24 protein-coding genes and 1 pseudogene are annotated in these 25,438 nt (G+C 46.8%); 3 read left to right on the top strand and 22 right to left on the bottom strand.

Features of this window, described 5'->3' with window-relative positions; all coding sequences use genetic code 11:
- The first annotated feature begins 80 nt into the window (after positions 1–80).
- The 3 genes from PHF32_06185 to PHF32_06175 are packed head-to-tail and all read left to right on the top strand — an operon-like array spanning position 81 to position 3,106.
- Positions 81–1,271, top strand: a complete 1,191-nt coding sequence (locus tag PHF32_06185) for an electron transfer flavoprotein subunit alpha (protein MDD4560307.1) — start codon at positions 81–83, stop codon at positions 1,269–1,271.
- Positions 1,268–2,473 (top strand): amidohydrolase family protein, encoded by a 1,206-nt coding sequence (locus PHF32_06180; GenBank protein ID MDD4560306.1) that lies wholly within the window; start codon positions 1,268–1,270, stop codon positions 2,471–2,473. The genes PHF32_06185 and PHF32_06180 overlap by 4 nt, the downstream gene beginning before the upstream one ends.
- Before the next feature lie 6 nt (positions 2,474–2,479).
- The gene (locus tag PHF32_06175; protein ID MDD4560305.1) at positions 2,480–3,106 is read left to right on the top strand and encodes a radical SAM protein; all 627 of its coding nucleotides are present in this window, start codon (positions 2,480–2,482) and stop codon (positions 3,104–3,106) included.
- Here the strand turns inward: PHF32_06175 and thiS are convergent.
- The 22 genes and pseudogenes from thiS to PHF32_06065 form a co-directional block, all read right to left on the bottom strand.
- A complete protein-coding gene (gene thiS, locus PHF32_06170) occupies positions 3,093–3,299 on the bottom strand; it encodes a sulfur carrier protein ThiS (GenBank protein MDD4560304.1) in 207 nt (68 codons plus the stop codon). The genes PHF32_06175 and thiS overlap by 14 nt on opposite strands.
- Entirely contained in the window at positions 3,299–3,907 is a 609-nt protein-coding gene (gene thiF / locus PHF32_06165; GenBank protein MDD4560303.1) for a sulfur carrier protein ThiS adenylyltransferase ThiF, read from the bottom strand. Before thiF ends, thiS begins: the two co-directional genes overlap by 1 nt.
- The gene (mobB, locus tag PHF32_06160) at positions 3,904–4,653 is read right to left on the bottom strand and encodes a molybdopterin-guanine dinucleotide biosynthesis protein B (protein ID MDD4560302.1); all 750 of its coding nucleotides are present in this window, start codon (positions 4,651–4,653) and stop codon (positions 3,904–3,906) included. Before mobB ends, thiF begins: the two co-directional genes overlap by 4 nt.
- Positions 4,650–5,126, bottom strand: a complete 477-nt coding sequence (ispF, locus tag PHF32_06155) for a 2-C-methyl-D-erythritol 2,4-cyclodiphosphate synthase (GenBank protein ID MDD4560301.1) — start codon at positions 5,124–5,126, stop codon at positions 4,650–4,652. The genes mobB and ispF overlap by 4 nt, the downstream gene beginning before the upstream one ends.
- Positions 5,127–5,130: 4 nt before the next feature.
- On the bottom strand, positions 5,131–7,854 hold the full coding sequence (locus PHF32_06150) for an SIS domain-containing protein (GenBank protein ID MDD4560300.1): 2,724 nt from the start codon (positions 7,852–7,854) through the stop codon (positions 5,131–5,133).
- 10 nt (positions 7,855–7,864) lie between these two features.
- Positions 7,865–8,572: a 2-C-methyl-D-erythritol 4-phosphate cytidylyltransferase gene (ispD, locus tag PHF32_06145; GenBank protein MDD4560299.1), complete on the bottom strand. Its 708-nt coding sequence runs from the start codon at positions 8,570–8,572 to the stop codon at positions 7,865–7,867.
- A complete protein-coding gene (locus tag PHF32_06140; protein ID MDD4560298.1) occupies positions 8,560–9,507 on the bottom strand; it encodes a radical SAM protein in 948 nt (315 codons plus the stop codon). Before PHF32_06140 ends, ispD begins: the two co-directional genes overlap by 13 nt.
- A gap of 1 nt (position 9,508) precedes the next feature.
- On the bottom strand, positions 9,509–11,761 hold the full coding sequence (gene bamA, locus PHF32_06135) for an outer membrane protein assembly factor BamA (GenBank protein MDD4560297.1): 2,253 nt from the start codon (positions 11,759–11,761) through the stop codon (positions 9,509–9,511).
- 155 nt (positions 11,762–11,916) lie between these two features.
- The gene (locus PHF32_06130; GenBank protein MDD4560296.1) at positions 11,917–12,831 is read right to left on the bottom strand and encodes a peptidyl-prolyl cis-trans isomerase; all 915 of its coding nucleotides are present in this window, start codon (positions 12,829–12,831) and stop codon (positions 11,917–11,919) included.
- Positions 12,832–12,924: 93 nt separating this feature from the next.
- Positions 12,925–13,335 (bottom strand): annotated as a pseudogene (locus PHF32_06125) (SurA N-terminal domain-containing protein).
- A gap of 671 nt (positions 13,336–14,006) precedes the next feature.
- On the bottom strand, positions 14,007–14,663 hold the full coding sequence (locus PHF32_06120) for a peroxiredoxin (GenBank protein MDD4560295.1): 657 nt from the start codon (positions 14,661–14,663) through the stop codon (positions 14,007–14,009).
- Positions 14,664–14,817: 154 nt separating this feature from the next.
- On the bottom strand, positions 14,818–17,664 hold the full coding sequence (locus PHF32_06115; GenBank protein MDD4560294.1) for an insulinase family protein: 2,847 nt from the start codon (positions 17,662–17,664) through the stop codon (positions 14,818–14,820).
- Positions 17,661–18,317, bottom strand: a complete 657-nt coding sequence (locus PHF32_06110; GenBank protein ID MDD4560293.1) for a hypothetical protein — start codon at positions 18,315–18,317, stop codon at positions 17,661–17,663. The genes PHF32_06115 and PHF32_06110 overlap by 4 nt, the downstream gene beginning before the upstream one ends.
- Positions 18,318–18,480: 163 nt before the next feature.
- The gene (locus PHF32_06105; GenBank protein MDD4560292.1) at positions 18,481–18,774 is read right to left on the bottom strand and encodes a FeoA domain-containing protein; all 294 of its coding nucleotides are present in this window, start codon (positions 18,772–18,774) and stop codon (positions 18,481–18,483) included.
- Positions 18,758–20,953, bottom strand: a complete 2,196-nt coding sequence (gene feoB / locus PHF32_06100; protein ID MDD4560291.1) for a ferrous iron transport protein B — start codon at positions 20,951–20,953, stop codon at positions 18,758–18,760. The genes PHF32_06105 and feoB overlap by 17 nt, the downstream gene beginning before the upstream one ends.
- Complete coding sequence (locus PHF32_06095) at positions 20,940–21,380, bottom strand: Fur family transcriptional regulator (protein MDD4560290.1); 441 nt, start codon at positions 21,378–21,380, stop codon at positions 20,940–20,942. The genes feoB and PHF32_06095 overlap by 14 nt, the downstream gene beginning before the upstream one ends.
- Before the next feature lie 235 nt (positions 21,381–21,615).
- Positions 21,616–22,374, bottom strand: coding sequence for a GNAT family N-acetyltransferase (locus PHF32_06090; protein MDD4560289.1), 759 nt, complete (start codon positions 22,372–22,374; stop codon positions 21,616–21,618).
- Positions 22,375–22,453: 79 nt separating this feature from the next.
- Entirely contained in the window at positions 22,454–22,930 is a 477-nt protein-coding gene (locus PHF32_06085; GenBank protein ID MDD4560288.1) for an ECF transporter S component, read from the bottom strand.
- On the bottom strand, positions 22,927–23,544 hold the full coding sequence (locus PHF32_06080; protein MDD4560287.1) for a hypothetical protein: 618 nt from the start codon (positions 23,542–23,544) through the stop codon (positions 22,927–22,929). The genes PHF32_06085 and PHF32_06080 overlap by 4 nt, the downstream gene beginning before the upstream one ends.
- A complete protein-coding gene (locus PHF32_06075; GenBank protein MDD4560286.1) occupies positions 23,532–24,047 on the bottom strand; it encodes a hypothetical protein in 516 nt (171 codons plus the stop codon). Before PHF32_06075 ends, PHF32_06080 begins: the two co-directional genes overlap by 13 nt.
- Positions 24,044–24,391 carry a hypothetical protein gene (locus PHF32_06070; GenBank protein ID MDD4560285.1) on the bottom strand — a complete coding sequence of 116 codons (348 nt, stop codon included), beginning with the start codon at positions 24,389–24,391 and terminating at the stop codon, positions 24,044–24,046. The genes PHF32_06075 and PHF32_06070 overlap by 4 nt, the downstream gene beginning before the upstream one ends.
- Before the next feature lie 245 nt (positions 24,392–24,636).
- Positions 24,637–25,326, bottom strand: coding sequence for a hypothetical protein (locus PHF32_06065; GenBank protein MDD4560284.1), 690 nt, complete (start codon positions 25,324–25,326; stop codon positions 24,637–24,639).
- Positions 25,327–25,438 lie beyond the last annotated feature (112 nt).

The following is a 25,438-nucleotide window of genomic DNA, read 5'->3' as shown; positions in this document are numbered from 1 at the left end:
TCACGGCATCAACAAAGTGGATTGCAGAATTGGCTTGACAATTTATTGGGCTATTATTGGCTAATACTGAGGAGAAAATAATGATAGAAGTTCTCGTTGAAAAATGTATTGGTTGTGGTGCATGTCTCAAAGCTTGCGCTTACGACGCCATCAAGATAAACTCCAAAGTTGCAGAAATCGATATCGACAAGTGTGTGCTGTGCGGAGCCTGCGTGCAGGCTTGTCCTTTTGACGCTATATTGATCCGTAAAAAGAGCGTGGAGCATGTGGATAAAGCTCAATACTCCGGTGTATGGGTGTTTGCGGAACAGCGTGAGGGTGTGATTGCCGGAGTGTCTCACGAACTTTTGGGCAAGGGCAGAGAATTGGCCGATCAGTTATCCTGCGATTTGACTGCGATCCTGCTGGGCTACCAGCTCAACGGTCTGGCCGAAGAATTGATAGCCTACGGAGCGGATCAGGTTATTAGCATCGATGATCCTGCCCTGGAGCATTTCAGGGATGAGAAATACAGTGAAGCTATGATATTCTTGGCCGAGAAGTATTATCCTGAGATCATTCTGGCAGGCGCTACAGTGACCGGCAGAAGCTTCATCCCCAGAGTGGCAATCAAGCTGAATACAGGCTTAACTGCAGATTGCACCGGATTGGCCATCGACGAGGAAAGCGGCAATCTCTTGCAGACCCGCCCTGCTTTTGGTGGCAACATCATGGCTACCATCATTACGGCAAACAGCCGTCCGCAAATGGCTACAGTACGGCACAAAGTAATGAATCCCCTGCCGCGGGACGATTCTCGCAGCGGTGTTATTATCCGTGAAGAATACAGCTTTGATCTCGAAGAAGATAGATGTAAATACATATCATTTGAAAAAGAGAAGACAAATCTGATCAATATCACAGACGCAAACGTGATCGTCTCTGGGGGAAGAGGAATCAAGGATTCCAAGAATTTCGCTATGATCGAAGAGCTTGCAGAGGCTTTGGATGGAGCGGTTGGAGCATCTCGTGCGGCTGTTGATTCTGAATGGATTGCCTATTCTCACCAGGTGGGACAGACGGGTAAGACCGTGAAGCCCGGAATCTATATAGCTATAGGAATCTCGGGGGCCATTCAGCATTTGGCAGGGATGAGCTCTGCGGATTATATCGTGGCAATCAATAAGGACCCCGATGCCCCGATCTTTAAGGTTGCGGATTTGGGAATAGTGGGAGATCTGTTTGAGGTGGTGCCAAAACTGATAAAGAGGATAAAAGAAGTACGAGCATGAAAATCTTACCTGGCCTCAGCGTAATCTCAAGCGAGGATGTGCGCGAAGGTGTGGTGCTGAATCTGGGAACTGATGAAACTCAAGATGCAGTGCTGGATATCCCCAAAAGCATTGCTTATATTCCACTTATCAATTCTCACGATCACTTGGTAGGCAATTGGGTGCCCAAAGCCGGGGATAATCGCCCCTATCCCAATTCCCATATCTGGGTGGAAGACATGAAGAACTCTTTCAGTTTCCACGAGCGCAACAAATTCTGGCTAAATGACGGCTCTTTTCAGCTTCTCGACCCTGCAGCCCTGGCTGTGGCGAGGTTGGGGGCCTACAAGAACCTCTTTTCCGGCTGTAGTGTAGTGCAAGACCATGGCCCTCTGCAGGATGATCAGTATTATAACTCAATGCCCATAGTGGTATCCCGAAAGTATCGTCAGTGTCACTCCCTCACCCTAGGAAATTGGTGGGGCGGGGAATCCGCTGCCCGGGAGATGGAACTGAGTAAATCTGTGATGCCCTTTATCATTCATCTGGGCGAGGGTACGGACAAGATTTCCAAGGGGGAATTCCCGGAGCTGGAACGGCAGAAACTGCTGCAGGAAAACACCATGATAATACATGGCATAGCATTCACGGAAGATGAGATTATTAGGATAGCAAAGGCAAAAGCCAGTGTATGCTGGTGTCCCACATCGAACTACTATCTGATAGGCGAAACCTTCGATATCGAAGCGGCTCTGAAGCACAATGTGAATGTGGTGATTGGTACGGATTCCACGATGAGCGGAGCAGTGAATCTGATCGCTGAATTGGGGACCATCAGGGAGCATTTTCCGAATTTGGAAACAAAGCAACTATATAGGATGATCACCGAAAACGCTGTGAAAGCGCTGTATCTGGATGCATCATACGGCAAGCTGAATCCCAGCAATACCCGCAATCTGCTGCTCACCGATCAGCTGGAAAAAGATCCCTTCGAGAACCTGATAGGCTTGGATATGGCAGATATCATTTTGCTGATTGTGGACGGTATTCTGCGATATGGAGATAGCAGGTATCTGGATGAATTGCCCTGTGCTGAAGGGGATTATACCATCTTCAGGACGGCAGGCAAAGAGAAATTTGTATATGGAGATCCCCTGGAGATTAATGACCAGATAGACGAAGCTTTGGGTTATCACAAAGACTTTCCTTTTTTACCTTTTTAGAACAAGATGAAGTACTTGGACATCTGCGAGATATTCTACAGTCTACAGGGAGAATCCAGCTACATGGGACGTCCCTGTGTGTTTATCCGCCTGGCTGGATGCAACTTGAATTGCAGCTATTGCGACACCGTATATTCACATGCCAAAGGTACGAAAATGAGCTTCGAGCAGATCTTGAAAAGTGTATCCCGGTATCCGGTGAAACTGGTGGAATTAACCGGGGGTGAACCACTGATTCAGGAGGAGAGCACGGCTCTGATGCAAACCTTGTTGGAGAGCGGGTATACTGTGCTGTTGGAGACAAACGGGACTATCTATCTGGATGAGGTTCCCCTGGATGTAATCAAGATTGTAGATATCAAATGCCCTGGGAGTGGTGAGGGTCTCAGCTTCCAATTTGCCAACCTGAAACTGCTGGCTGCGCACGACGAGATCAAGTTTGTAATAAGCAATTATCCAGATTACTGCTTCGCGCGGGAGATAATCGAGAAGTATCAGCTTGCGGGCAGAATCCTGCATTTCTCTCCGGTTACGGAGCTGTTGCCTGCGGAGCTTTTGGCAGAATGGTTACTTGCAGATGGATTGCCGGTAAAGTTGGGCTTGCAATTACATAAGCTGCTCAACCTCCGCTGATGAGGTGGATAATCTTTACTTCAGCTCCCACAGGAATCTCGGTGCTGTCATAATCGCTTTTTGGGACGAGCTTGCCGTTTATTCTGATGACCAGCATGGGGAAAGTATAATTCATCACCTTTAATGCGTCACGCACAGTCATACCCTCCTGCCAGTCCACAATGTTTCCGTTTATCTTGATGCTGGTATTCATCATTTATCCTTTGTCAATAATTCCAAGCACAGATTGGCCTGCATAGCTGCCACAATCATCACTCGCGGAGCAATGGGTGCAATGCCCTCAGTCGGCTGGGTATGCATATCTCCAATTACATAGAGATTCTGGTCTTGTATAGTCCTGATTTCCTCATTCCTGCCGTATCCGGCCAGTCCTGACGCACAGATGACCGGCTTTTGCGGAAATGTCTGCAGCCAGGTTTCAATGAGCATAGCTTTTTCCTCTGCATTGTCCAGAGCTTCGATCATGATCTCTGCTTCAGCAAAGATGATGGGGAGGTTTTCGGGAATCAGGCGGAGATGGTGCATTTGAAGCTCTATGAAGGGATTAACACGGAGGATATTGTGTTGTAGGGCCGTCACCTTGTGCATGCCTACCTGAGATAGGTCAAATGCCTGACGATTCAGGTTTGAGATTGATACTGTGTCATAGTCTGCTACGATCAATGTGCCGATACCCGCCCGGGCGAGCATTAAGGCAATATTGGAGCCCAATCCTCCCGCTCCAGCGATACCCACTACAGCTTTTTGCCAAAAGGGAAAGGCCTGTGGATCGCGCTCACAGAAGTACTGATCTCTGTTCATGTGCGGATATTTATCTGAATCTCCTGATTGGGGGCAATGTCGCGTAGATTATTCACAATAGCCATGATGCTATCCTTTAGAATATCCTGCACAAAGGGAACAATAAGCACATCCTTACCCCCTACTTTCAGGCTGATCCTGCTGGTGCCGTCCAACACACATTCACTGCGCTTCCGGCGGCCTTGAACGATGTCTCCCGCCATCTGCAAACATGTTCCGCCGCATCTTTGGCAGCATTCCGGATCAGCAGCGGGAAGAATCTCAAAACTATGTGCCAAAACCGTATCACAAAGTGCGGAGACATCCTGAGGTATCCTGAACACATCAAGCTTGTCGTGCTTGAAGTCGCTATTTGTGATGATGTCGCTTATGCCGATGCAGGTGTCGTCAATCAATTCGGTCAATTGGGCTTCGCTGTCGGCACATACTATCTTTGCCATCGGCGCAGCTTTCATACCTTCTATCACCAAGAAGTCTGCGGCAATATGGGGCATGATCTCGTTTAGGGGCAATGATCTGGGAAAGATAAGCGCTGTATCGTAAATCCCGCGGGCAACCGTCAGTTTGCTGCCTGCTTTGATGTGTAATGCGCTGTTCTTTCCAGGAGTATCAGCGCGGAATTTTTCGCTATGGATATCTTTGATGGTGGCAACCGTGTGTCCGCGGCTACAGAGCTCCCGCACCAGATTTACGACAGTGCTTGTCTTTCCGGTGTGATGATATCCAATTACCGCAATAGCTTTCATGATGTCGGCATTACCAGGATCACTACGGTGGCGCTCATCCCCTCTCCGAAACCGGAGATGCCCAATCCCTCTTCAGTAGTTGCTTTTATAGAGATGCAATCGGGATCGCAATCCAGATCGTGAGCGATGTTTTGCCGCATTTCATCCACATAGGGGCTCAGCTTTGGGGCTGCAGCACATATTGTGGCATCCAGGTTTGCGATTTTGTAGTGTCGGGACAGGATCATGTCATAACAGCGTCTTAGGAGGATTCTGGAGTCGATGTCTTTGAAAGTAGGATCGCTATCGGCAAAATGCTGCCCAATATCACCCATGGCCAAGGCTCCCAATAAACCGTCACAGATGCTGTGAATCAAGACATCTGCATCGGAATGGCCCAAAAGCCCGGTATGATGGGGAATGTGTACGCCTCCAAGGATCAGCTTGCGCCCTTCCACAAGGCGGTGAACGTCGTAACCCAATCCAATTCTCATTATTCTAATCCACCGTTATCGATTTTGATACATTCTTGGGTACATCGGGATGCACTCCGTGGTCTTTCACTCCCAACAGATCCAGTTTCTTCATCTTGCGGATGCTCATCCGCAGGGCCAGTAGTTGCAACACAATAGTGGCAGAGAAGCATGTCATCAGGCTATCTCCGGTCTTGGGCAGCATTATGTAGCCCCAACCGTAATATGCACCTTCTCTGGGATTCTGAGAGGCATTCTTCAGCAGATTTTCATTCTCTTCGGCAATCACGTAGGTATCGGCACCACGGATCTTGTGAGTATTGATCTGTGAAATAGTGAGGTTCACATCCCGGGAATCCGGGCCGGTTACATAGATGAGAGGGTAGTTTCGATATAGAGATTCAAAGAAATCTTGATCTCGGATGGCCTCTTTGAAGATTATAGTGCCTTCAGCGGAGAGGTTGAAGGGCATATTGTGCGTGAAAACAAAGTCTGCCAAGGCTTTCAACAGATCCTTGCGTTCACTCTGAGCGATGTGTTTTACCTCTGCTTTTTCGTCGATACTGTCGACCATATTGCAAAAAGCACGGACAAAGCTTCGCACATGCTTCACTCCGAACACGGTATTTTTACCCAGGATGGTATTGGGACCATGCTTGAATTCACTGGCTTCGCGGCCCTCTGCGTGATTCAATACAGTCTCTCTGATCTTCAGCGCTCCCTCCATTGCCACGCCGCTGATCTTTGTAGCCAGGATGTGCAGCGAGGGCTCCATGTATATCTTACCCGCCATGGTATCGATCATATCATCGGTTTTATCTACAGTCTCTTTGAGCAATAAGGGAATGTCATTCAGGGACTTATAACGTCTCTGCAGATCAGCTTTGCGCTTTTCAAACTCTTCTTTGGGGAGATCATTTTCCAGATCATTCAGCTTCATATCTGCGGCTCTGATGGCCAGATAGTAGAACAGAGTGATCTGATTCATGAAGCTTTTGGTGGCAGGGACTGCTATTTCCGGTCCACACAGGATCGGGATGGCCACATCGCTCTTTTCCTGACCCAAAGTGCTGTTCATATTGTTTACCAATACCACTTTGCGCACGTTCAGATCTGTGGAATCGATGTCGTTGAAGATGTCTATAAGGTCTTTGGTTTCACCGCTTTGGGATACGCCGATTATCAGGTCGTTATCTTTGATGCAGTTCGAGTATTCGCCGCGAAAATCCCCGGGAAGGATGGGTATCATCTCGATACGGGCAATCTCATTAAAGAAGAGAGCAGCTATCTTGGTAGCATGAAAGGAGGTTCCACAGGCGATTGAGTAGGCATTGCGGTTGCATTGAATAGTGTTCTTAACAAGATCCAGAAAGTCCTGCACACTATGCTCAAACTCCGTAACGGAGATCTGCTCCGAGATGCTGTCGAGAGCTTTGCCCACCACCAGTCGTTTCCGGTCGAATTCATTGCCCAGAAGCTCTATAAAGACATTCTTCTCGTTCGAAAAGAAGTATTTCTTGTCAAAGTCCTCTTTCACTGCCACATCGAAGATTTCTTTATAGCTTCGTTGGGCATGCTCCAGGAACCTTGCCACTTCTTCAGAGCTGCAAAGCTTGTCAAAAAGCGCTTGTTTTTCTTCCATATGCGCTGTGCCCACGATCTCCAGCATGGCATTGCTCAGATAGTCTTTCACTCCGGCTTGAGTGATGGCTTCCAGCATATACTTACCGCTGTTTGAACCACCGCTAAAGAGCTTGATCAGTTTGCCGGTAGATTCGCTTTGAGCGTAGATCTCTTGCTCCATAAAGTATTCAAAATCGGGCAAAAGTTCCACATCCTCTGCTCTCAGTTTGGAGTAAACCGGCTTTATCATGATCTTGTCGCCGGTGTTATACAGTTCATCGGGCTGCCCCAAACGCTTGATACGGAGTTTTTTCTGAGCGTATACCTGATAGTATGAGCTGGTATATTCTATGAATTCACCCTCTCTTAGGTTTACTAGCATCTTGGTGAAGCGTAAGACTGCGGTGAGATCGGAAGAAGCTAGAGCAAAAGGCATGTCATCCACTTCACCAACCCCAAAGTAGAGGCTGGATCCGGCTTTGATAGCCCAGGATGTATCGGTTTCGGGATCTACAATCACAGCTGCGTAGGAGCCGACCATCTTCTCTGCGGTATGAATGATGGCTCGGCGCATGCAGGATTTACGCGCTTCGGCGTCAGTGGGGTTTTGCGCTTTGTTCATTTCGATATCGAAGTAATGCTCCACACTATGCACCAGCATCTCGCCGTCGTTGTCGGAAAGCACAGTATGTCCCTCTTTCGTGAGAAAGACCTTTAGTTCGCGTGTGTTTGTGATATTGCCGTTATGAGCGCCAAAGATGTGCTTCTTGCAGCACACTTCATGAGGTTGGGCATTTGTTTTGTCCACAGAACCGAATGTGGCCCAGCGCACCTGACCGCAAAACACTTTTCCCGCCTGCTTTTCGATACCCAGGGTTTTTACCAGGGTAGAGGGAGCGCCCACATCCTTGAGCAGAGTTATGGCCTTGTTGGAGTCCAGAAAAGCCGCCCCTGTGCTGTCGTATCCTCTATATTCAAGAGCTCTCAGCAGTTGTGAAGCATATTTACCCAAGTTTATCGATACTATGGGCAGTGCCATTCCCAGTACTCCGCAGCCCAATCCCGGAATGGGAATGGGGAATCGCAGCTCAAAGTTACTAAGTTTGTTCAAAACCTTCCGTAGCATAGTATTCTCTTTATATTATGATGTTTTTCTCTATGATCAAATGTGCCAATGTGAGATCCCACTCATCGGTTATCTTGATGTTCAGATCTCCGGTAAGGTGGTATCGCACCTTGGCGCCAAAGTGTTCTGCCAATGCAGCATCATCAGTACTTATATATCCATCGTTGTAGGCTTTGATATAGCTATCTAGGATCAGCTTGTAATCGAAGACCTGAGGAGTAAATACTTGCACCAGCCGATCTCGTACCAGCGTGTGTTCCAGATAGTCCCCGGAAACCTGTTTGATAGTGTTTTTCAATCTTGCAGCGGGCACCACGGCCTTTTCTTTGAGGGCAAGATCATACAGCTCCTCGATCAGTTCAATACTGATAAAGGGCCGCACCGCATCGTGGATAAATACCAGAGCTGTATCTTGGGGACACTGCTGAAGGGCACCAAACACACTGTCCTGCCTCTCCATCCCGCCTGCTATTACCAGAAAAGGTTTTGGAGCAGGATCAAAGTATTGATGGATAATGTTCTCGCAATACTCTGTATCTTCCTCAGGAGCGGTTACGATGATGTTTGAGATCAGAGACGAACTGAAGAACGGCTCTAAAGTGCGGATCAGAATGGGAATTCCATCCAACATGCGATACTGTTTTTTTACCTCTCCGCCCATTCTCAATCCTGCTCCGGCGCCGGTAATGATTGCCGTGCTGGAAATCAGGCTATCCATTTGTAAAACACTCCCCGTGTCTTGCGCTCGCTATGCAGTTTACCATGGCTGTTCAATTCCCGCAACACTTTGGATATCTCGTTGATGTGAACGTTCAACATTGCCGCCAAATCCTCTGCGGTAGATGGTCTCCGGCCGATTGTTCCCCGGATGAGATCCACGAGTTCTGCATCCAGGCTTTGCATACCAGTTTGGTACTTGATTTTAGCGATAATCTCCACTTGCATCGGCAAGTACTTACGGAAGTAGTTGCGAATCTCTATAAGTCTTTTGGGATCGGCTGTTTCCACCCAGTCCTCTGCTCCGGGGCGATCCAGAGAGTTCAATTGTACCAGATCAGGAGAGATGCGCAGGATGGCATCACGCAGCAAAGCTAATTCTTCTTCTGTATCCGTGATACCCTGAATCACAAAAACTTCCAGCCATATCTCGCCTGTATAGGCCTTTCTCAACCGCACCAAGCCTTCTATGAGGTCTTCCACCTTCAGATCGGGATGCGGGCGATTCACCTTCTGATACACTTCCGGGCTTGCTGCGTCCAGTGATGGCAGGATCACATCGCAGGGGATAATCTCCTGCAGGATCTCGTCGTTATTAAACAGCGTTCCGTTGGTAAGCAATGCCAGTTTGTATTGGGGATATTGATCCTTTATGTAGCGGATGATTTCATTGATGGAGCTATTTAGGGTCGGCTCTCCGGCACCGGAGAAAGTAATGTAGTCCAGATGCGGCTCCGAGGCCAGAAAGCTATCCAATTCATCCAATATTTCACGAGGGGTGAAGAAAGCCTGGCGCTGAGTAACCAGATGTGTCGTATTCTGAATCTCGCAATACACACAATTGAGGGGGCAGTATTTGTAGGGAACCAAATCCACTCCCAATGATATCCCCAATCTGCGCGAGCTAACAGGACCGAACAAGTGCTTGTATTTCATGCTAGAATGTGGTTCCAAACTGCAGATGCGGCTCCCAATTGCGGCTGTCTACACCGTAGGCATAGTCAAATCCGATGAGGCCAAAGGGACTTCTGATGCGGATGCCGGCACCCAGCCCTTTCTTCAGGTTCATGAAGTTAAAGTCTCGCAGATGATTATAGCTTTCTCCCGCATCGAAGAAGGTAACTGCGATGATCTGATCACCGGCAATGGGGTAGCCCACTTCTGTGGAGAAGATAATTGCTCTGGTGCCTCCGCCGACCGGCCCAACCGAGCGATCGGGGTAACCCCGGATGCCATCCACACCTGTACCTCCCAGATAAAACTTCTCATCCGGCGGAGCATCTTCGGATTCTCCATAGGGAGTGATGTATGAAAAGCGCCATTTTGAGCGCAGAGTAAGCTTCTTCCATGCTTCAGAATACCAGTTCACCTGTGCGATCTGTTTGAAATAGTCAAAATCGCCCATCATCAAACCACCAGCTAATTCTGAGTATAGTGTGATTTGAGAACCTTTGGTGGGGAAGAACACATTGTCCCTGGTGTCTCTACTCAGGCTGAGGTTCACTGCGGAAGTATAACGCCATCCCAATTGGTTCAATTCTATTAAGGTGGAGTTTGCAGTGCTGTCCGCCATGATGGAATTCATATTTGTGATGTTGTATTTCTTGCTATAGAAAGAATATCCCACAGATGCTCTGGTTCGATCCACCCAGGGGATAGGCTGTCCTATTCTGATAGCGCCGCCGCGAGTGTATATCTCATAATAGAAAGAGGTCCAGCTTCTGCGTGTATAATACAGGTTTGTACCCAGGAGGATATCGGTATCGTAGAGATTGGGATTGGTAAAGTCAAATTCAAAGTTTTGGGTGTTTCCACCAAAATCCCATGTAAGCCCCGCACTCCAATTGTTTCCAAAGAGGTTGTTTTGAGAGAGTGAGAGCTGTCCTACGATTTTGTCCAAAGAGTTGTAGCCCACACCGCCATTTGCCACACCGCTGGATTTATCCATCACGTCTATTTGCAGATCGATATCGCCATTGTTGTTGATCCGTTCATAGTCCAACTTGATATCCGGCTCAAAGTAGCCCAGGTTATAGATGTTCTGCTGGCTTCGAATCACCTGAGTTTGCCGGTAATAATCTCCGGGGGCTATTTCCAGTTGGCGCCGCAGAACCTTCTCTTTGGTTCGTTCGTTGCCGGTAATGTGGATTTGGCGAATCTTGGCTCTGGTGTTTTCCACTATTTTCAGTTCCACATTCAGTGTATCGAGCTGGCGCTGGTAATCGTTGCGGATATCTGCGTAGATAAAGCCTTCGTCAAAATACATGGAATATACCTTTGCCATCTGTGTATCAAACTTCTCCTGATCGAAGGTATCTCCAGTTCTCATACTGAAGTTTCGCAATATGCTATCGTTGTCGAAGTGCTCATTGCCCTGGATGTTGATCTTACCAAAGTGATACTGGTTACCTTCGCTGAGAGAGATCACCAGTTCATGATGGCGATCAGAAATTGGCTGTAGCTCATAGGGTCCCACGCTTACATCGATATAGCCGTTTTTCTTATAGAAACTGGCCAGAGCCACTATGTCCTTATCAAATTTCTCCTGATCGAAGCGGCCGGAACGCAAGAAGCCCTTGGGTTTGGTTTTCATGCGCTTGATCAGTTCCTTGTCTTCAAAACTGTCGTTGCCAATGAAAGTGATTTGTTTCAGCACTATCCTGCCACCTTCATTCACTATCAGGGTGACGGCAACCTTGTGTTCGGGAAGTTCTTGCTCCAGGATCTCTATCTTTGCGTTACCAAAGCCTTTACCAGTATATTCAGCCTGGAGTTTCTGTAAAAGCTCGGTTTTCAGGTTTCCGCTCCAATAAGAGCCTACGCGCAGATTTACCAGTTCTTCTACTTTCTCTTTCTTTACGACCTTGAATCCCTGATAGTTGATGGAACTCACGGCAGGATTCTCCACCACTTGTACTACCAAGTTGATGCCAGTGCGATATGGTTCGGAGTGGATCTGGATGTCGGAAAACACTCCCATGCGATACAGGTTGCGAATGGAGCGCGCAATGGATTCCTGATCCAAGGGATCTCCCACCCGAATACTCATGGCAGATGTAACTAGTTCCGGTGATATGTTGTGAGTTCCTTCCACCCGGATTTCATATATGGTCTCTCCTTGGCCCCAAAGGCATGCAAAGAGCATAAGTAACACTATTATGAGCAAGTTATGCCTGAATGGCTTAAGCATTTTACCTCCACTTATACAGTATCTTACTAAATGTTTGAAAGCTGTATTTTAGTAAAGTCTTTTTTTCGTTTGGGAGTAAAACGCTCCCAGAGGAAGGATTGCTTTTTTTTTCTGCCTCGAAGACAATTGGATGTGTCGAGATTCAGAAAGTGACGTTATTTACCTTGCAAAACCTTAGGATATTGGATGTCAAGATTGTTGTAACGCTCAATATACCAATCGTCCAGGTATTTCTCTTGCGCTTCTTTCAAAGCGTCGCTGAGCAGCTCTTCTTTCTGAATCTGCCAAGCTCGCTCGTTGCGGATACTGCGATTTTCCACCCAAGCCAGATAGAAAAAGCCGTTGTGCTCTATCAGAGGCGAATAGGATTGCTCCGGACTACCCATAATAGTCCTGTTCAAAATCTCGACCTTGCCGATTCCTTCGATGCTTCCATCCAGACTGATATCTTTGGCATCCACGATGGTATAGCCATCTCTTTGGGCTGCATTCAAATACTGGTTGTATTCGTTTTGCCGGATGAACTGATGGACTATCTCTTTTAGTGCGTCTTTGCGCTTCTGTTGTCTGGCCTGATGCATCAGTACATCATACTCCATTTCAAAGGGAATGTAATACTCTTCGGCTTCGGATTTTACCTGAATCACATAGTAATCCCCAAAGGGATTTTTGTATATAGGCAGCACATCTCCCGGCTTGGCGGCGAAGACCATAGCCACCAGTTCATTATCTTTCCCAATCCCGCGGATGATGTCGTCTCCAGCCGAAAAGAACGGGGTTTCGTGCACTTCGTAGGCTTTCTCGGAAGCAGCGGCAAGCAAACCTTTTGCCAGTGCTGCGTTTTGCAATATCCTGCTCTGTTGCTCGATCTCTTCCATGCGTCCCGAATTCGCTCTGGAACTCTCTCCTGTCAACGATACATAGAGTAGGTTGCGTCCCTTCGTACGCTTGTAATTATCCTTGTTTTGTTCATAGAGTAGGCGGGCATCAGTGCTGTCTGCAGTGATGTGATCCAATTTATTGTAATCGAAACAGATGATCTTTGCATCTACTTTGCTTCCCTGCTGCATCCATTTGATGCGGACTTCCTGAGTGTCGATGGTGGCTTTACTGCGCAGACTGTTCAACAGCTTTTTGTAGGCAAATACTTCCCTGCTGAAGTTCATTACTGATGCTTTGAAGGCGGGGTTTTGCTTTAGAGCCTGCTGGTATTTCTCTTTGTCGAAAGCTCCATTGCTTTGAAAATCTGCAATGCTCAGCATTCCCTGGGGAGGATTGGTAAGTATCTCCTGTTCCAATTCTTCTTCACTTACCTGAACCATGCCTTCAGCAATGGCGGTATCGTAGATGTACATCCCGATCAATTCATCGAAATAATGGGCAAAAAGAGACAGCGAGTCCCTGGAACTAATGTGTCCCGGATTCAGATAGGTGAGGTAGGCCTCAAAGCCCTCCCGCAATTCTTCATCATCAAAATGTCTGTTGCCGATGCGGACGCCTTGATCCGCGTATGAAAGCACTGTCAATAACAGCATCATGGTGATCAGGATATATTTGTTCATTATATGTTTCCTTAGTTTTTCTAGTCTTTCTTACTTGGCAAAACATATAATCCTGCAGAATATGTCAAGCACAAAGACCGGTTTGGTGTTCACTGTTTTCTAGATAACCTGATTCTTTTCTGCCATCGATTCCTCCCTGTGAGGATTCGACACGTTGCCTTCGCTGTTGAAGGGTGCTACAGTGTTGCAGTGTTGCAGTGCTACAGTGTTGCAGTGCTGCAGTTCTGCAGTTGGTGGCGCTACGGAGAATTATCGTATCGTAGCATTCCGATGCGATGTCTTTATCTTTCGGAGCGGCAGAAAGCTCCGATACGCTTTGTGGCTCTTGCCTCTGGCACGTTCCCGTTATTGCACCTCTCCTGAGGTGTCAAAGTGCAGAGAACAATGTCACTCCTTCAGGTTTCCCGGCTATCCAAAACAGCGAGGATTCAACATTATTCTAACAAAACATCTCGTAGATCAGTTCAATCTGTATAATCTGCGACTATTCCTCCTCCCTGCTTCAAGCAGTGCCGAAGCAGATATAAAGCCGTTATCATCCAGTGGTCACTCGATGATCACTCGATGATATCTGGTTCAGATCAGGTTAATCCGTTGGGTGTAGTTAGTGGATATAGGTATTGTTAACCGTAAAAAAACGCCCGCTTTTGAGGGCGGGCGGTTCAATTGTTCTGGTTACCAGCTTAACCTTTACGATGGCAAAACCACCAATCAAAGCATTCCATCTCGCCTGCTTTGGCCTTGGCTTTGCGTTCGTTTGCACCGTCGACACTTTTGGGTGGGGGCACAATTACGTGATCCTGGATGATGCCGTTATTTGGCCAATCGGCCGGCATAGCGCATTTGTTTTGATCGCTGTATTGCATTCCCTTCACGGCACGCAGGATTTCTTGCATATTGCGTCCCAATTCTTGGGGATAGTACAGGATAATACGGATCATACCCTTATCGTCCACGATAAATACCGCTCTCACGGTGTTCGTATCTTTACCGGGGTGGATTAAACCAAGACGGTTTGCAACGGCTCCGGTATCGGCGATAAGGGGAAATTCGATCTCTACACCGAGTTTATCTTTTATCCACTCTTCCCATTTGATGTGAGAGAACACTTGATCCACACTCATTCCGATCAGTTCGCAATTGAGGGAGCGGAAATCCTTGTATAGATTTTGAAAAGCGACAAATTCAGTTGTGCAGACAGGAGTAAAATCAGCCGGATGACTGAACAATACAAACCATTTTCCTGCCAAGTCATTCGGCAGAGTCATAATCCCGCGGGTAGTTAGCACTTTCAATTCAGGGAATCTATCTCCCAGTAAAGGCATTCCTTGTTGTTCCATATTGTTTCTCCTACTTCTACTTTTACTATTAGATAGTATAATGCTTATGAATTTGATAGCAAACAAATAAAGCCCCGAAAGACGTATCCTTTGCAGAGGCCAATCTTTCGGGGCTATTATGCTTATCTATTTGTGACTTTCAGTTTTGTGCTACTTAAAGACCCTTGTTTTTTATTCCATTTGCGGATTTCAAATCCATGGTCTTTTCCGGAGTCATAATCACGCTTAGTTTGTTCTCTTCGTAATTCAGGTAGTCCCTTGCTGTTTTGCTGATCAGCTTTTTGCTTACTTTGTCATAGAGCTTGGGGTAATTGAGGAACGAATCTGCTTTTTGGTTTTCCATGGAGCTTTCCATCATGCGATTCAACCAGTAGCGATTGTTGGACAAGTTTTCTTCGAAAAGCTTTTGAAGCCCTGCTTTTGTGCTGTGTACATATGAATCATCGAACAGGCCGGAACGCAGGCTGTCTATGGTGGCGAAAATAGCGTCATTCAGTTCATCAACCCGTGCGGGATCGCAACTCATATATATGGTTACGGTATACTCTTCTTTGGGAAAATCACGGTAATCCTGCCATGCCTGGATGGCATAAACGCCGCTGAGGTTTTCGCGGATGTTTTCTCTCAGCTTCTCATTCAATACCATCAATGTGGCAGACATAGCGACCCGGTTGGCATCATTTAGCTTCATTCTTCCGTTTATGGTGTGAGCTACATGGGCACTTTCGCTGCTACCTTTTTGGAAACGGATCTCCTTGTTTCCGCTGGAGTAACGCAATCCCGCATCTACCTTTTTATCTTTCCTGCGTGCCTTTGGCAGACTGGCCAGATAGGTACTTACGTAGTTTTCCAGCTCCTTGCTGTCGTAGTTACCCACTATGAAGAACACAAAATCCGAGAAGTCTGCAAACCGGTCCAGATGGACATTGTGCAATTGTTCCAGCGACAGGTTGTCAAAGTACTTGGCCTTGAACATATCCACCATGGGGTGGTGATTTGTGTTTAAGGCATTCAGAGAGTCAAAGAAAGCATATTCGGGATTATCGGCTTGGTTTTCCAACATCGGCTTTGTACGGTTTACAAATGAGTTGAGGCTGATGGGATCAAAACGGGGATTTCTACCCATTAAATAGATGATCTGGAACAAGGTTTCCAGGTCTTTGGGCGATGCTTGACCTTCAAAGCCTTCAGTGTACATGCCCATGGTCATGTTCGCTTTAGCGATTTTCCCCGCCATGATGCGGGAGAGATCCATGGCGTCAAATTCTCCCAAACCGCCTTCTTCCAGATAGGAGCTAAGAATCTGAGCGGCTCGGACTTCGTCCATCTCATAACGGGAATAGCCACCAATGCTCTTTGCGCTAAGCAGAATCTCGTCTTTCTTGAAGTCTGTCTTTTTGGTGTACACTTTGATGCCGTTGGAAAGAGTCCATTCTTCGATACCGCTTTTTTCAAAGGTTTTGCGTTTGTTGATTTTACCGGGTTGAGGGATCTGGGCCATCAAAGGCTCGTTGATGTCTTTGTCTATGTAGGGACTGATTTCAGATTCCATTACTTCATCATATACTGCCAATAGTTCGGCCTCGGTGGGATGTACCATTCCTTCTTTATCTATGGAAGTGTAGCTGATAGTAAGGTTTTCCGTAGTGATGAGTTCATCGATCACCTGATTTACCGAACTTATGTCGATTCCCGGTAAAAGCTGGGCAGCAAGCTCCATTTCCTGAGCTGCGCTCATATTGGCGTTGCCGTAGATCAAAGGACCAAAGAGAGACCATACAATCGTGCCGGAATCTCGCGTTTGGCTTTGTTCTACGCTGTGTTCCATACTGCGCATTATCCTCACTTTAGCGCGGTCCAGTTCAGATTGTTGGAAGCCATGGCGACGGATGCGTTCTGCTTCACTAAGTAAAGTGCGCAAAGCTTCCCGATTTCTTCCAGTAGCGGTGATTGCCATAATTTCCGTACTGGAAAGCCCCTTGAGCATCGATCCGCTATAGGTGTAAGCACGGCTAAAAGGCGGATCTTCCATATTCGTAAGCTCCGTTAAGCGTTCATTGAACATATCGAAGAATAGCTGTTCTTTCAGGTTCTCAAAATAGTCTCCCACAGTCCGCATTTCGTGATGATCACGAGCCCAGGATGCACCGATCGAAGAATAAGGGTATTCCGGATCTGTGGCTACTACTGCGCGTGCATCGGGGTATGTGGGTACGCGGAAGACTTCACGGGGACGGGGATTTTCCTTTGCCGGGATGCTTCCGAAATACCTCTCTACCAATTCCAGAGCGTCTTCGTTGGGTAGATCGCCAATCACCACTACACTTTGCAGATCGGGTCGATACCAGTCTTCATAAAAGCGCAGTATGTCCTCGCGCTGAAAACTGGTGAGCACCTCATAAGTGCCTATCGGACTGCGTTCTGCATAGCGACTGCCGGCAAAGCGTACCTTTGATACGGCATCTGAGACTCTGCTTTGAGCACCCTGACCCATGCGCCATTCCTCGATAATCACGCCACGTTCACGTTCTAATTCATCGGCACTGAAACTCACTTGGTGAGCCATGTCCGAAAGGATCTGAAAGCCCTTTTCCAATTGCTCGCTGTTGTCTGTGGGTATTTTGAGCTCATACATAGTAAAATCGTAGCTGGTCATGGCATTCAGGCCATTGTGATAGCCCATACCGATACTGGTCAAATAATCCACAACCTCATTTTTAGCGAAGTTCTGCGTTCCGTTGAAAGCCATGTGTTCAGTAAAATGTGCCAGCCCCTTTTGGTCGTCATCTTCCATGATGCTGCCAGCATCCACAAACAGGCGCAGCTCTGCCCGGTTGGCGGGTTTGGGATTTTGCATAATATAGTAGGTGATTCCATTTTCCAGTTTGCCGGAAAGAATGTCGGGATCGCTGGGAAGGGGAATCCCCGCTATCTGTTCCGGTAACTGAGCAAAGGCTAAACTAAGGCTAAGGCACAGTATTGAAATCCAAAATATCTTCATTTCGTGTCTCCATCTATTATGTCTGGGGTAATAGTAACTACCATCTGATCATCAACTCCCAATAAACTATCATGGTTCGAAAATACATAAGGTACAGTATCACTTTCGTTTATATATACATCCAATTGAAAATAGAAAGGGTCGTTGTTGGGGCTTTGTACAACAGGGGGTACCCGGAGCCAGGATGTATCTCCCGGCAGAATGTCGAAAAGGTTGGCAATGGGACTATTATGATAGTAATTCAACATTTTTTGAACTACTTCCACTTTGTAAATGGGGATATCCAGCAAATTAACGACTTTTATGCCGGCACGGTTGGGATCTGCATAAGCATTCAAAGTCTTGCCGACTTCAAACTCGACTATGGTTGAATCGCTCTGAGGTTTGTTGACTTCCTTTACAAGACTGAAGGTTTCTCCATACAAGAGAACTTGGACTCTCTTCTTCACGGTACCGGTTAGAAAACTCTGCGTGTCGGTATCTACTTTGATGACACGTTCAGTTCCTCCTGGAACAGTAATCAATTCAGAGTCGCCCAAAGAGGTGTAAATCGGATGAGATGTACGATTTATCACTCTGAACTTGGCTCCAGATTCACAAGCGCCAAGCAAGAGCAGTATCGCTGGTAAGAGACATATTACAATCTTACGCATGATCCACCTCTCCTTATCATAATTTCATCCAATATTCTGGAGTATAGGTCTATGTCAAGGAAAACCTCAAAGAATGAGCTTCCCTGCTCCGGATAAACCATTTAGTTCAGCTCCGGATGACCATTGGGAACTCGCGATAGTGTGGGTAAGGGATTAATAATACTTAATCCACACAGATCCGGATGCTTTTGGCAATGCGCCGGTCCAAAACATAACGGGCATCACCTACCGAAATAATGATGTTTGGTTCATCAGCTTCATTGCGGAATATCTGGATCTTTGCGCCAATGTAGATTCCTCGCTCAATAGTCCTGATATCGTTGTTGCAGGATACAGTTCCGGATATCCCCTCGCCCAGCTCGCTCATGGGAAGGCAGTCTCCCCTTTGACAGTGACAATGCCGTTTGCCAGCTAATAATCTGGCGCCCCAACCTCTCAATCTACGCCGTGTGTTCATGCTTCTTTCCTATTTGTTTCAAATTAAAGTATATCAAGATTGCTATTCCCAGTCCCGTTGCCAGCCAGTATGGAGATGCGGCACTAAAGGCCGCTGCCTGATAGAACATCATGGCCACAAGCCAAGCTAAGAGATTCAGGTATAGAAAGGTAAAAAAAGTCCATTTGCTGCCGTGTTCTTTGAAGAGCATCGTCAGTGCGGCTATACACGGGGAATATAGCACTACAAACAGAAGGTAAGCCAAGGCCGCAGCCCAAGAGCCAAATCTGGCCTGAAGATTATCGGACAAGACCTCGGAGGGTTCCTCTTCCTCGCTCATTTCCATGCTTAGTTCTCCACCACTGTAAAGGCTTTGCATAGTCCCCACGATTGCTTCTTTGGCAAAGAGTCCGGTTATTACTGCCACAGAAGCTGCCCAATTACTGCTCTGGATGCCGATAGGCTGCAGAATGGGAGTGATAGCATGTCCTCCCAATTGCAGGATGCTCACTTTCTCCCGGTCGGGGCTAAAGAAGTTTGGCACAGTGATTACACTGAGGATGTTTATGATCATGATCACGATCAGGATGGTTTTGGCGGCACGCAGGATGAAATCCTTCAGGCGGAACCATGTGTGAAGCATAATTCCATTAAAAGTCGGTACATGATAGGGGGGCAGTTCCATCACGAAATTGCCCGGTTCGGATTTGAAGACAGTTTTCTTTAGCAATAATCCGGTCAACATTGCCATCACGATACCGAAGAAATAGAGACCGAAGATAACGATGGATGCCCTGTGGGGAAAGAAGATCATTGCCAGAAAAGTATAGACAGGCAGCTTAGCTCCACAGCTCATGAAAGGAGTGAGAAGCGAGGCAAAAAGCCGGTCACGCGGATTTTCCAAAGTGCGCGTGGCCATGATGGCGGGAACTGTGCAGCCAAAGCCAACCAAGAGCGGAATGAAGGCCTTGCCCGGCAGACCGATCTTGCGCATAAATTTATCTGCGATAAAAGCAGCCCGGGCCATGTAGCCGCTGTCCTCTAGAATGGATAAGCTTATGTAGATGAAAAAAATGGGCGGTATGAACGTACCGATGGTTACTATACCGCTTCCTAAGGCATCAGAAAGCAGGTAATTTAGCCAGCTAGGAGCATGGAGCATCTGTAATAAGGCTCCCAGACCGTCAAAAAACAACCAGGATAGCCCACTCTCCATAAGCGCAATTACCGGTTCGCTGGCCTTGACCGCAATCAGGAAAACCAAATACATCACCACAAAGAAAAACGGCAAACCAAAGAATCCCGATAGCAGTACCTTGTCTACACTGTCCGAAAAAGTATGATTGCCCGGCCTCCGCCGCTTTACTACATCCTTTACCAAACCTCGTATGAATCCGTAGCGATCGTCCGCAATAACTGCCGAAGAAGCTTGACCACGATGCTTTTCGATGGCCTTTACTTCCTTCTCCACGGCTATTCTTTCCTCTTCATCAATCTGCATCAAGTATTCTGGATCGCCTTCGATCAGCTTTACTGCCTGCCAGCGGGTTTTTTGCACTGCCCAGTAAATATCCTGGGGCAGAGGTTTGTCCTTGGTGGAGTCGTTCAACCTCTCATGTATCAGGATGTCGTTCCATATCTTTTCCAGGTGCTGCTCCACGATGGAGTCGTAGAAAATCTGGGTAGGTATGGGTGGTTTTGCCAATGATGCGTCGATTTCCCGCATCAACTCTTCCAGAGGGAATCTTTTGTTTAAAGCCAGGGACATCACTTTGAAACCAAGGTGATCGCTGAGATGATCCAGGTCTATCTTCAGTCCGTTGCGTTCAGCAATATCCGGCATGGAAAGGCACATCAGGATGGGAGCTCCCAGTTCCATGAGTTGCACCGTGAGATAGAGGTTTCGCTCCAGATTTGAGGCATCCACGATGTTGATAATCAAATCCGGTTTTTCGTTCAGGATAAAGTTTCGCGCCACCAGTTCATCGGGAGTTCCTCCTGATAGAGAGTAGATACCGGGGAGATCGACAATTTCGTATTTTTGGTGATTGTGAGTAATGCTTCCGCTTTTATGCTCAACTGTAACTCCAGGCCAATTGCCCACGGTTTGCCTGGAGCCTGTAAGTGCATTGAAGAGAGTAGTTTTGCCTACATTCGGATTGCCGGCAAGTGCGATAACGGGGTTTTTATTGAGACTCATTATCATTGCTCCGGCACTTCCAGCAAAGTCCTGTTACATTGATGGTTACCTGATCCATATCGAATTTTATGCCCTTGGCCTCTTTCTGCAAATAAGGCAATAGAGCGGCAAGGTCAGTTTCTGTGACTGTTTTGCATTTGTGACAGATCCAATGGACATGTTTGGGGTGACCCAGGATATGCTCAAAACGCTCTCTTCCCTCGCTGCGAACCGCCAATTGGATTAGACCTGCGTTCACCAACAGCGGAAGGGTGCGATAGACAGTGGCTAAAGAGACATTTGCCCCGCGGATCATGTGATGCAGGGTCTCGGCGTCGAAGTGATCATGTACCTTGAAAGCCGCATCCAGAATCAAGCTTCTACTGTGGGTCAGCTTTTGTCCGGAATTTTCAAGGTACTTACGGAATAGAACTTCATGTTCTTGCATAATCTAATCCTTATTGAGAATCATTTGCAACAAACATTCGGCATGGGGGAAAACTGTCAAGTACAAAATGAGGAATTTTACCGCGACAGGTCTAATCTATTCCAGACCATCATTTTACTCAACCTTGATATCATAGTAAATACCAGGTGGCAGTAAATGGGTATATATATCCGCTACTGGGCTTCAGACACAAAGCTGTAGCAGATTGTCCGGATAAGGATAGAAAATTTGAGCGTCAGGCTTCTTTGAGTGCTTCCCAGCTGATGAAATCTTTGGCTAGACGTGTAAAACCGGTTTTTATATAAACCTTGGAAGTAAGCGGATTATCTGAAAAAAGGTATAGATGATTTTGGCTGATTCCCTTGTGATACAAGACAAGATTGTGGATCATGGTTGCTGCGTAACCTTTGCCACGGAACTTTTCGCGGGTGAATACATCGGATACACGGCTATATCCAGCGTGGATGCTCACGGAAGCAAGCGCTGCCAATTCTCCATCGTGAAATCCTCCTAACAGATGATAGGAGGGATGCTGTAAGTGGCGTTCAACCACCCGGATAGTCCAGTCGCCTCCATATTCCAGGGCGATGGTTTCCATAATGTCGATATCCAGCTCCTGGATGCGCTCAATATCCAATCCCTCTACGGGTTTTACGCTGCTTTCATGATCATGCAGAAAGTACACATGGTCTTTGATTTCCATCTTGAATCCGTGCTGAGACAAGGGAGCGGATACTTTCTCCAGTTCGTTATTTTGTAGCGAACTGAAGATACAAGGGTGGATACCTTTGGCTTTGTAAAAGGACTCAATGTTGCGCAAGCTGCTCTCGATGCCGAAGAGATCAGTGATCACGGCATGGTTACTCTCCCGGGATGACTTGTTGCCTTCGTTCCAAAAGAGCAGTCCATAGTCCTTTTGCATCATACTGGCAAAACGTTGTGGGTAATGCAATTCCGTTTCTTTCATACGGTTCATGTTGAAGGGTATCGACATATCTCTACTCCTTGCAATTTATTCTGCATTTACATAAATGATAGTCAGAATAGAACTTTAGTCAAGAATTTAATGTCGGTTAATGCCGAGTCATTCCCTCAATCTTCGTATAGGCTTTATACAGCAATCGTCCACCGATGAAACCGAGAAGAGCCTGCAGCAGATTGGGTGGCAAGTCCGCAAAGGCGGCTGCTTTACCAAAGCTGGGCATGAACCAGGTGCCCACAAAATACACTGTCACCATCAAGATTCCCCCCACAATGGGCCAAATAAAACGGACCCGGTTATGGGCATCTTTTCCCAGGCCAGCAAAGAAACCCAGACTACCTTTGGCAACCAGGGTGATCGGGGCGAATAGCGGGAAGCCGATGATATCTGCCAGAGCAGAACCTATCGCCCCGGCGATCAATCCGGAGCGCCTGCCAGCATACAAACCACAGAACACTATCACGACATCGCCAAAATTGAAGTATCCCCCTCCGGGAACAGGTATTCTGATCAAGAGTGTACTGGCCATCACCAATACCGTGAAACCAACCGTAATGTACCATTTCATCTTTCCTCCTCATGGCAAGTGGCGATCAGATTGTCGATGCGCTCTCCTTTATATTTGGCCTCAGCCAGGATGTACAGGACCAAGGCCAAAGTAGCGCTCAGACCTCTTTGAAAGCGCTCTTTGATACCTGTGGCTTTTCTGGCGTGCATACCAGGAGTCATCTCTTGCCATTGTTTTAGCTGATGATAGGAGTTTGTAGCCGCTTCATATAGGATCTTGCCCAAGATAATGTATTTAAGCCGGTGGATACTGGCGTCGGAATCCAAAATGCTATCAACCGAGACCAAGGCAAAACAGAGCCGAAAAGCCAAAACAGCGTTCACCAAGAGCAAAGCGCGGGGCAATCCGTAATTCATCCAGTATTGAAAAGCTCCCTTCCCTTCTGGATCTATTCCCAAAAGAATAAAGATTGCATACACTACAATGAGCATACTTACGAAGGGAGCTAAGATCCGAAGCTCTTTGAAAAGCTTCCTGCTACCCAAAATGCTCAGGGTCAGCACGATTAGTGCAAGCAAGCATATCCCTTGTAAGACAAGGTTTTGAAACCATATTACAGCAAAGGCAAGGCACCATAATCCAAATAGCAGAGTGGCATATATCAATGAGCGCATAAAGCATCCTCTGCTAATAGTCTCAGTTCCGATTCATCTGGGGATATCGGCTTGAATTCCAATACGTTATCTGCTTGTATCTGATAGTTGTGCGAACTGTAAATAAGGCAAACAGGATGCGTAAGTCCTTCCGGGATACGGATGTTGTGCGCTTCATCGGCTACCACAAACACAGGTTTGTCGTCCTTGAGAGCGGTAAGATCATCCCACAGCAGTTCCCACACATCGGTTTCGTTCGCCACAATCCTGCCTGGATAATAGATTGCCGCCCACGCTCTTAAAGCATACAATTGCAGGTGCATTTGCTGTTGTAGTACGATCAGATGCAGGTCTGTCCGTTCTCTCATGATTGGCAGGAATACTTGATTTATAAAGCTGCTTTTACCACTGCCGTTGCTTCCCTTCAGATAGTAGCTGCCGGGACACAGCAGATTGATCTCATCGATGATGTTCAGGCAGAAATGAGGCCAGATTTGCAGTCTGGAGTGTGGAAAAGTAATCATGAGTCTTCTTCTACCAATATCTCTTTGTCACTGCCATCGATCAGGGTTTTCAGGGCATTCGCTTTTGATGCATCAAGATAACGGTTGAGGTTGATGAAGTGTATGCGCCGCGCCGGTGAGTAGATAGCCAAGATCGCCATCAGGATCACTTTCTGACCGCCGGAGAGCTCCTGTAAGGCACTGGCTACATCCAATCCCTTATCGCAGATGAGCTTGAACTGCTCAAAGACTTTGGGATAATCCTGTGCCTGTATATTGTACAGCAGAAGCTCATCCCGCACCTTGTCCGTGCAGACGAGGGGATGTAGAGCATCGGCAATCAGATATCTGTTTTCTCTGTCCATATCGTGCAATGCTGTCCTGAGCTCTCATTCTGTCAAGAAAATGTGTTGTCACGGTGGATGATGCATCTATTCCGATTGCTTCGTTCAAAGGCCGGGCAAGTCTATAACCTAAAGGGTATCTCCCGGTTCTCTACTTCACTACGTAGAATCTGAGTGTCATATCAGGGGTATTATCTCTGCTTATCCTGGCAAAGTAGATACCTGATGCGTGTTTGCCGAAAGGTTGTGTCCACTGATACAGCGTTTCATTGGTATGGAATGATTGCACTTTCTGACCACGTATATTGAATATCTCTATTTTCATGGGAGGACATACTGAGATCATATCTGCTTTTCATGATCAGATTACCGGCATCATAGCTGATGATGTAGTTTTCTGGTCGGAATGTATACGTTTCAGGCTTGTATGTAGTATGGAACGTGAATGTATCGCCTTTGGCGAAGTACGGAATGGTGAAACCGGTATCCAGATGCTCGAAATGCAAGTTCTTGATATCATAGTCAGAATCATTTTTCAACACTACCTTATAGATGCCGTCACTCACTTCCTTGTAGGACATTAGTCTCACTTGTTCGATAGCCAGCATACGGTCAAAAATATTCTCCAGAGTATCTATCCACAATCCCCGATGCTGTCTGTAGTAGTCCAGCATCAATAGCATATCGTCCACTTCGTCTTTGATCTCATATTCTCCGTTTTCATTTACGTCAAAGAATGCTCCGATATAGGAATTACTATGCACACTAAAGTGGGTGTAACTGATATGTAAGCCTCTGTCTTCGATTAACTTATCCAGATTATCGGCAGACATCATATACTTAAAAGAGAGTGGTTCCAAAAAATTGGTATAGTCCCAGAATTCCATCCTTGTACGCCCAAAAAAATAAATCGGGCGTGTAAATCCCTTGGCTTCATACAGCTGACCCTGTCCCATTTTTTACACCACTTGTAAAGTGACACGTTTCTTATCGACATTGTTTTCATAGTTTTCTCTGTATTTTGCCGGAGGTAGGAAGTTTAGTGAGCTGTGGGGGCGATTGTAATTA

It is taken from the genome of Candidatus Cloacimonadota bacterium (assembly GCA_028706475.1).
In the GTDB taxonomy this organism is placed as follows: Bacteria; Cloacimonadota; Cloacimonadia; order Cloacimonadales; family Cloacimonadaceae; genus UBA5456.
This window is presented reverse-complemented; position numbering and strand designations above follow the sequence as displayed.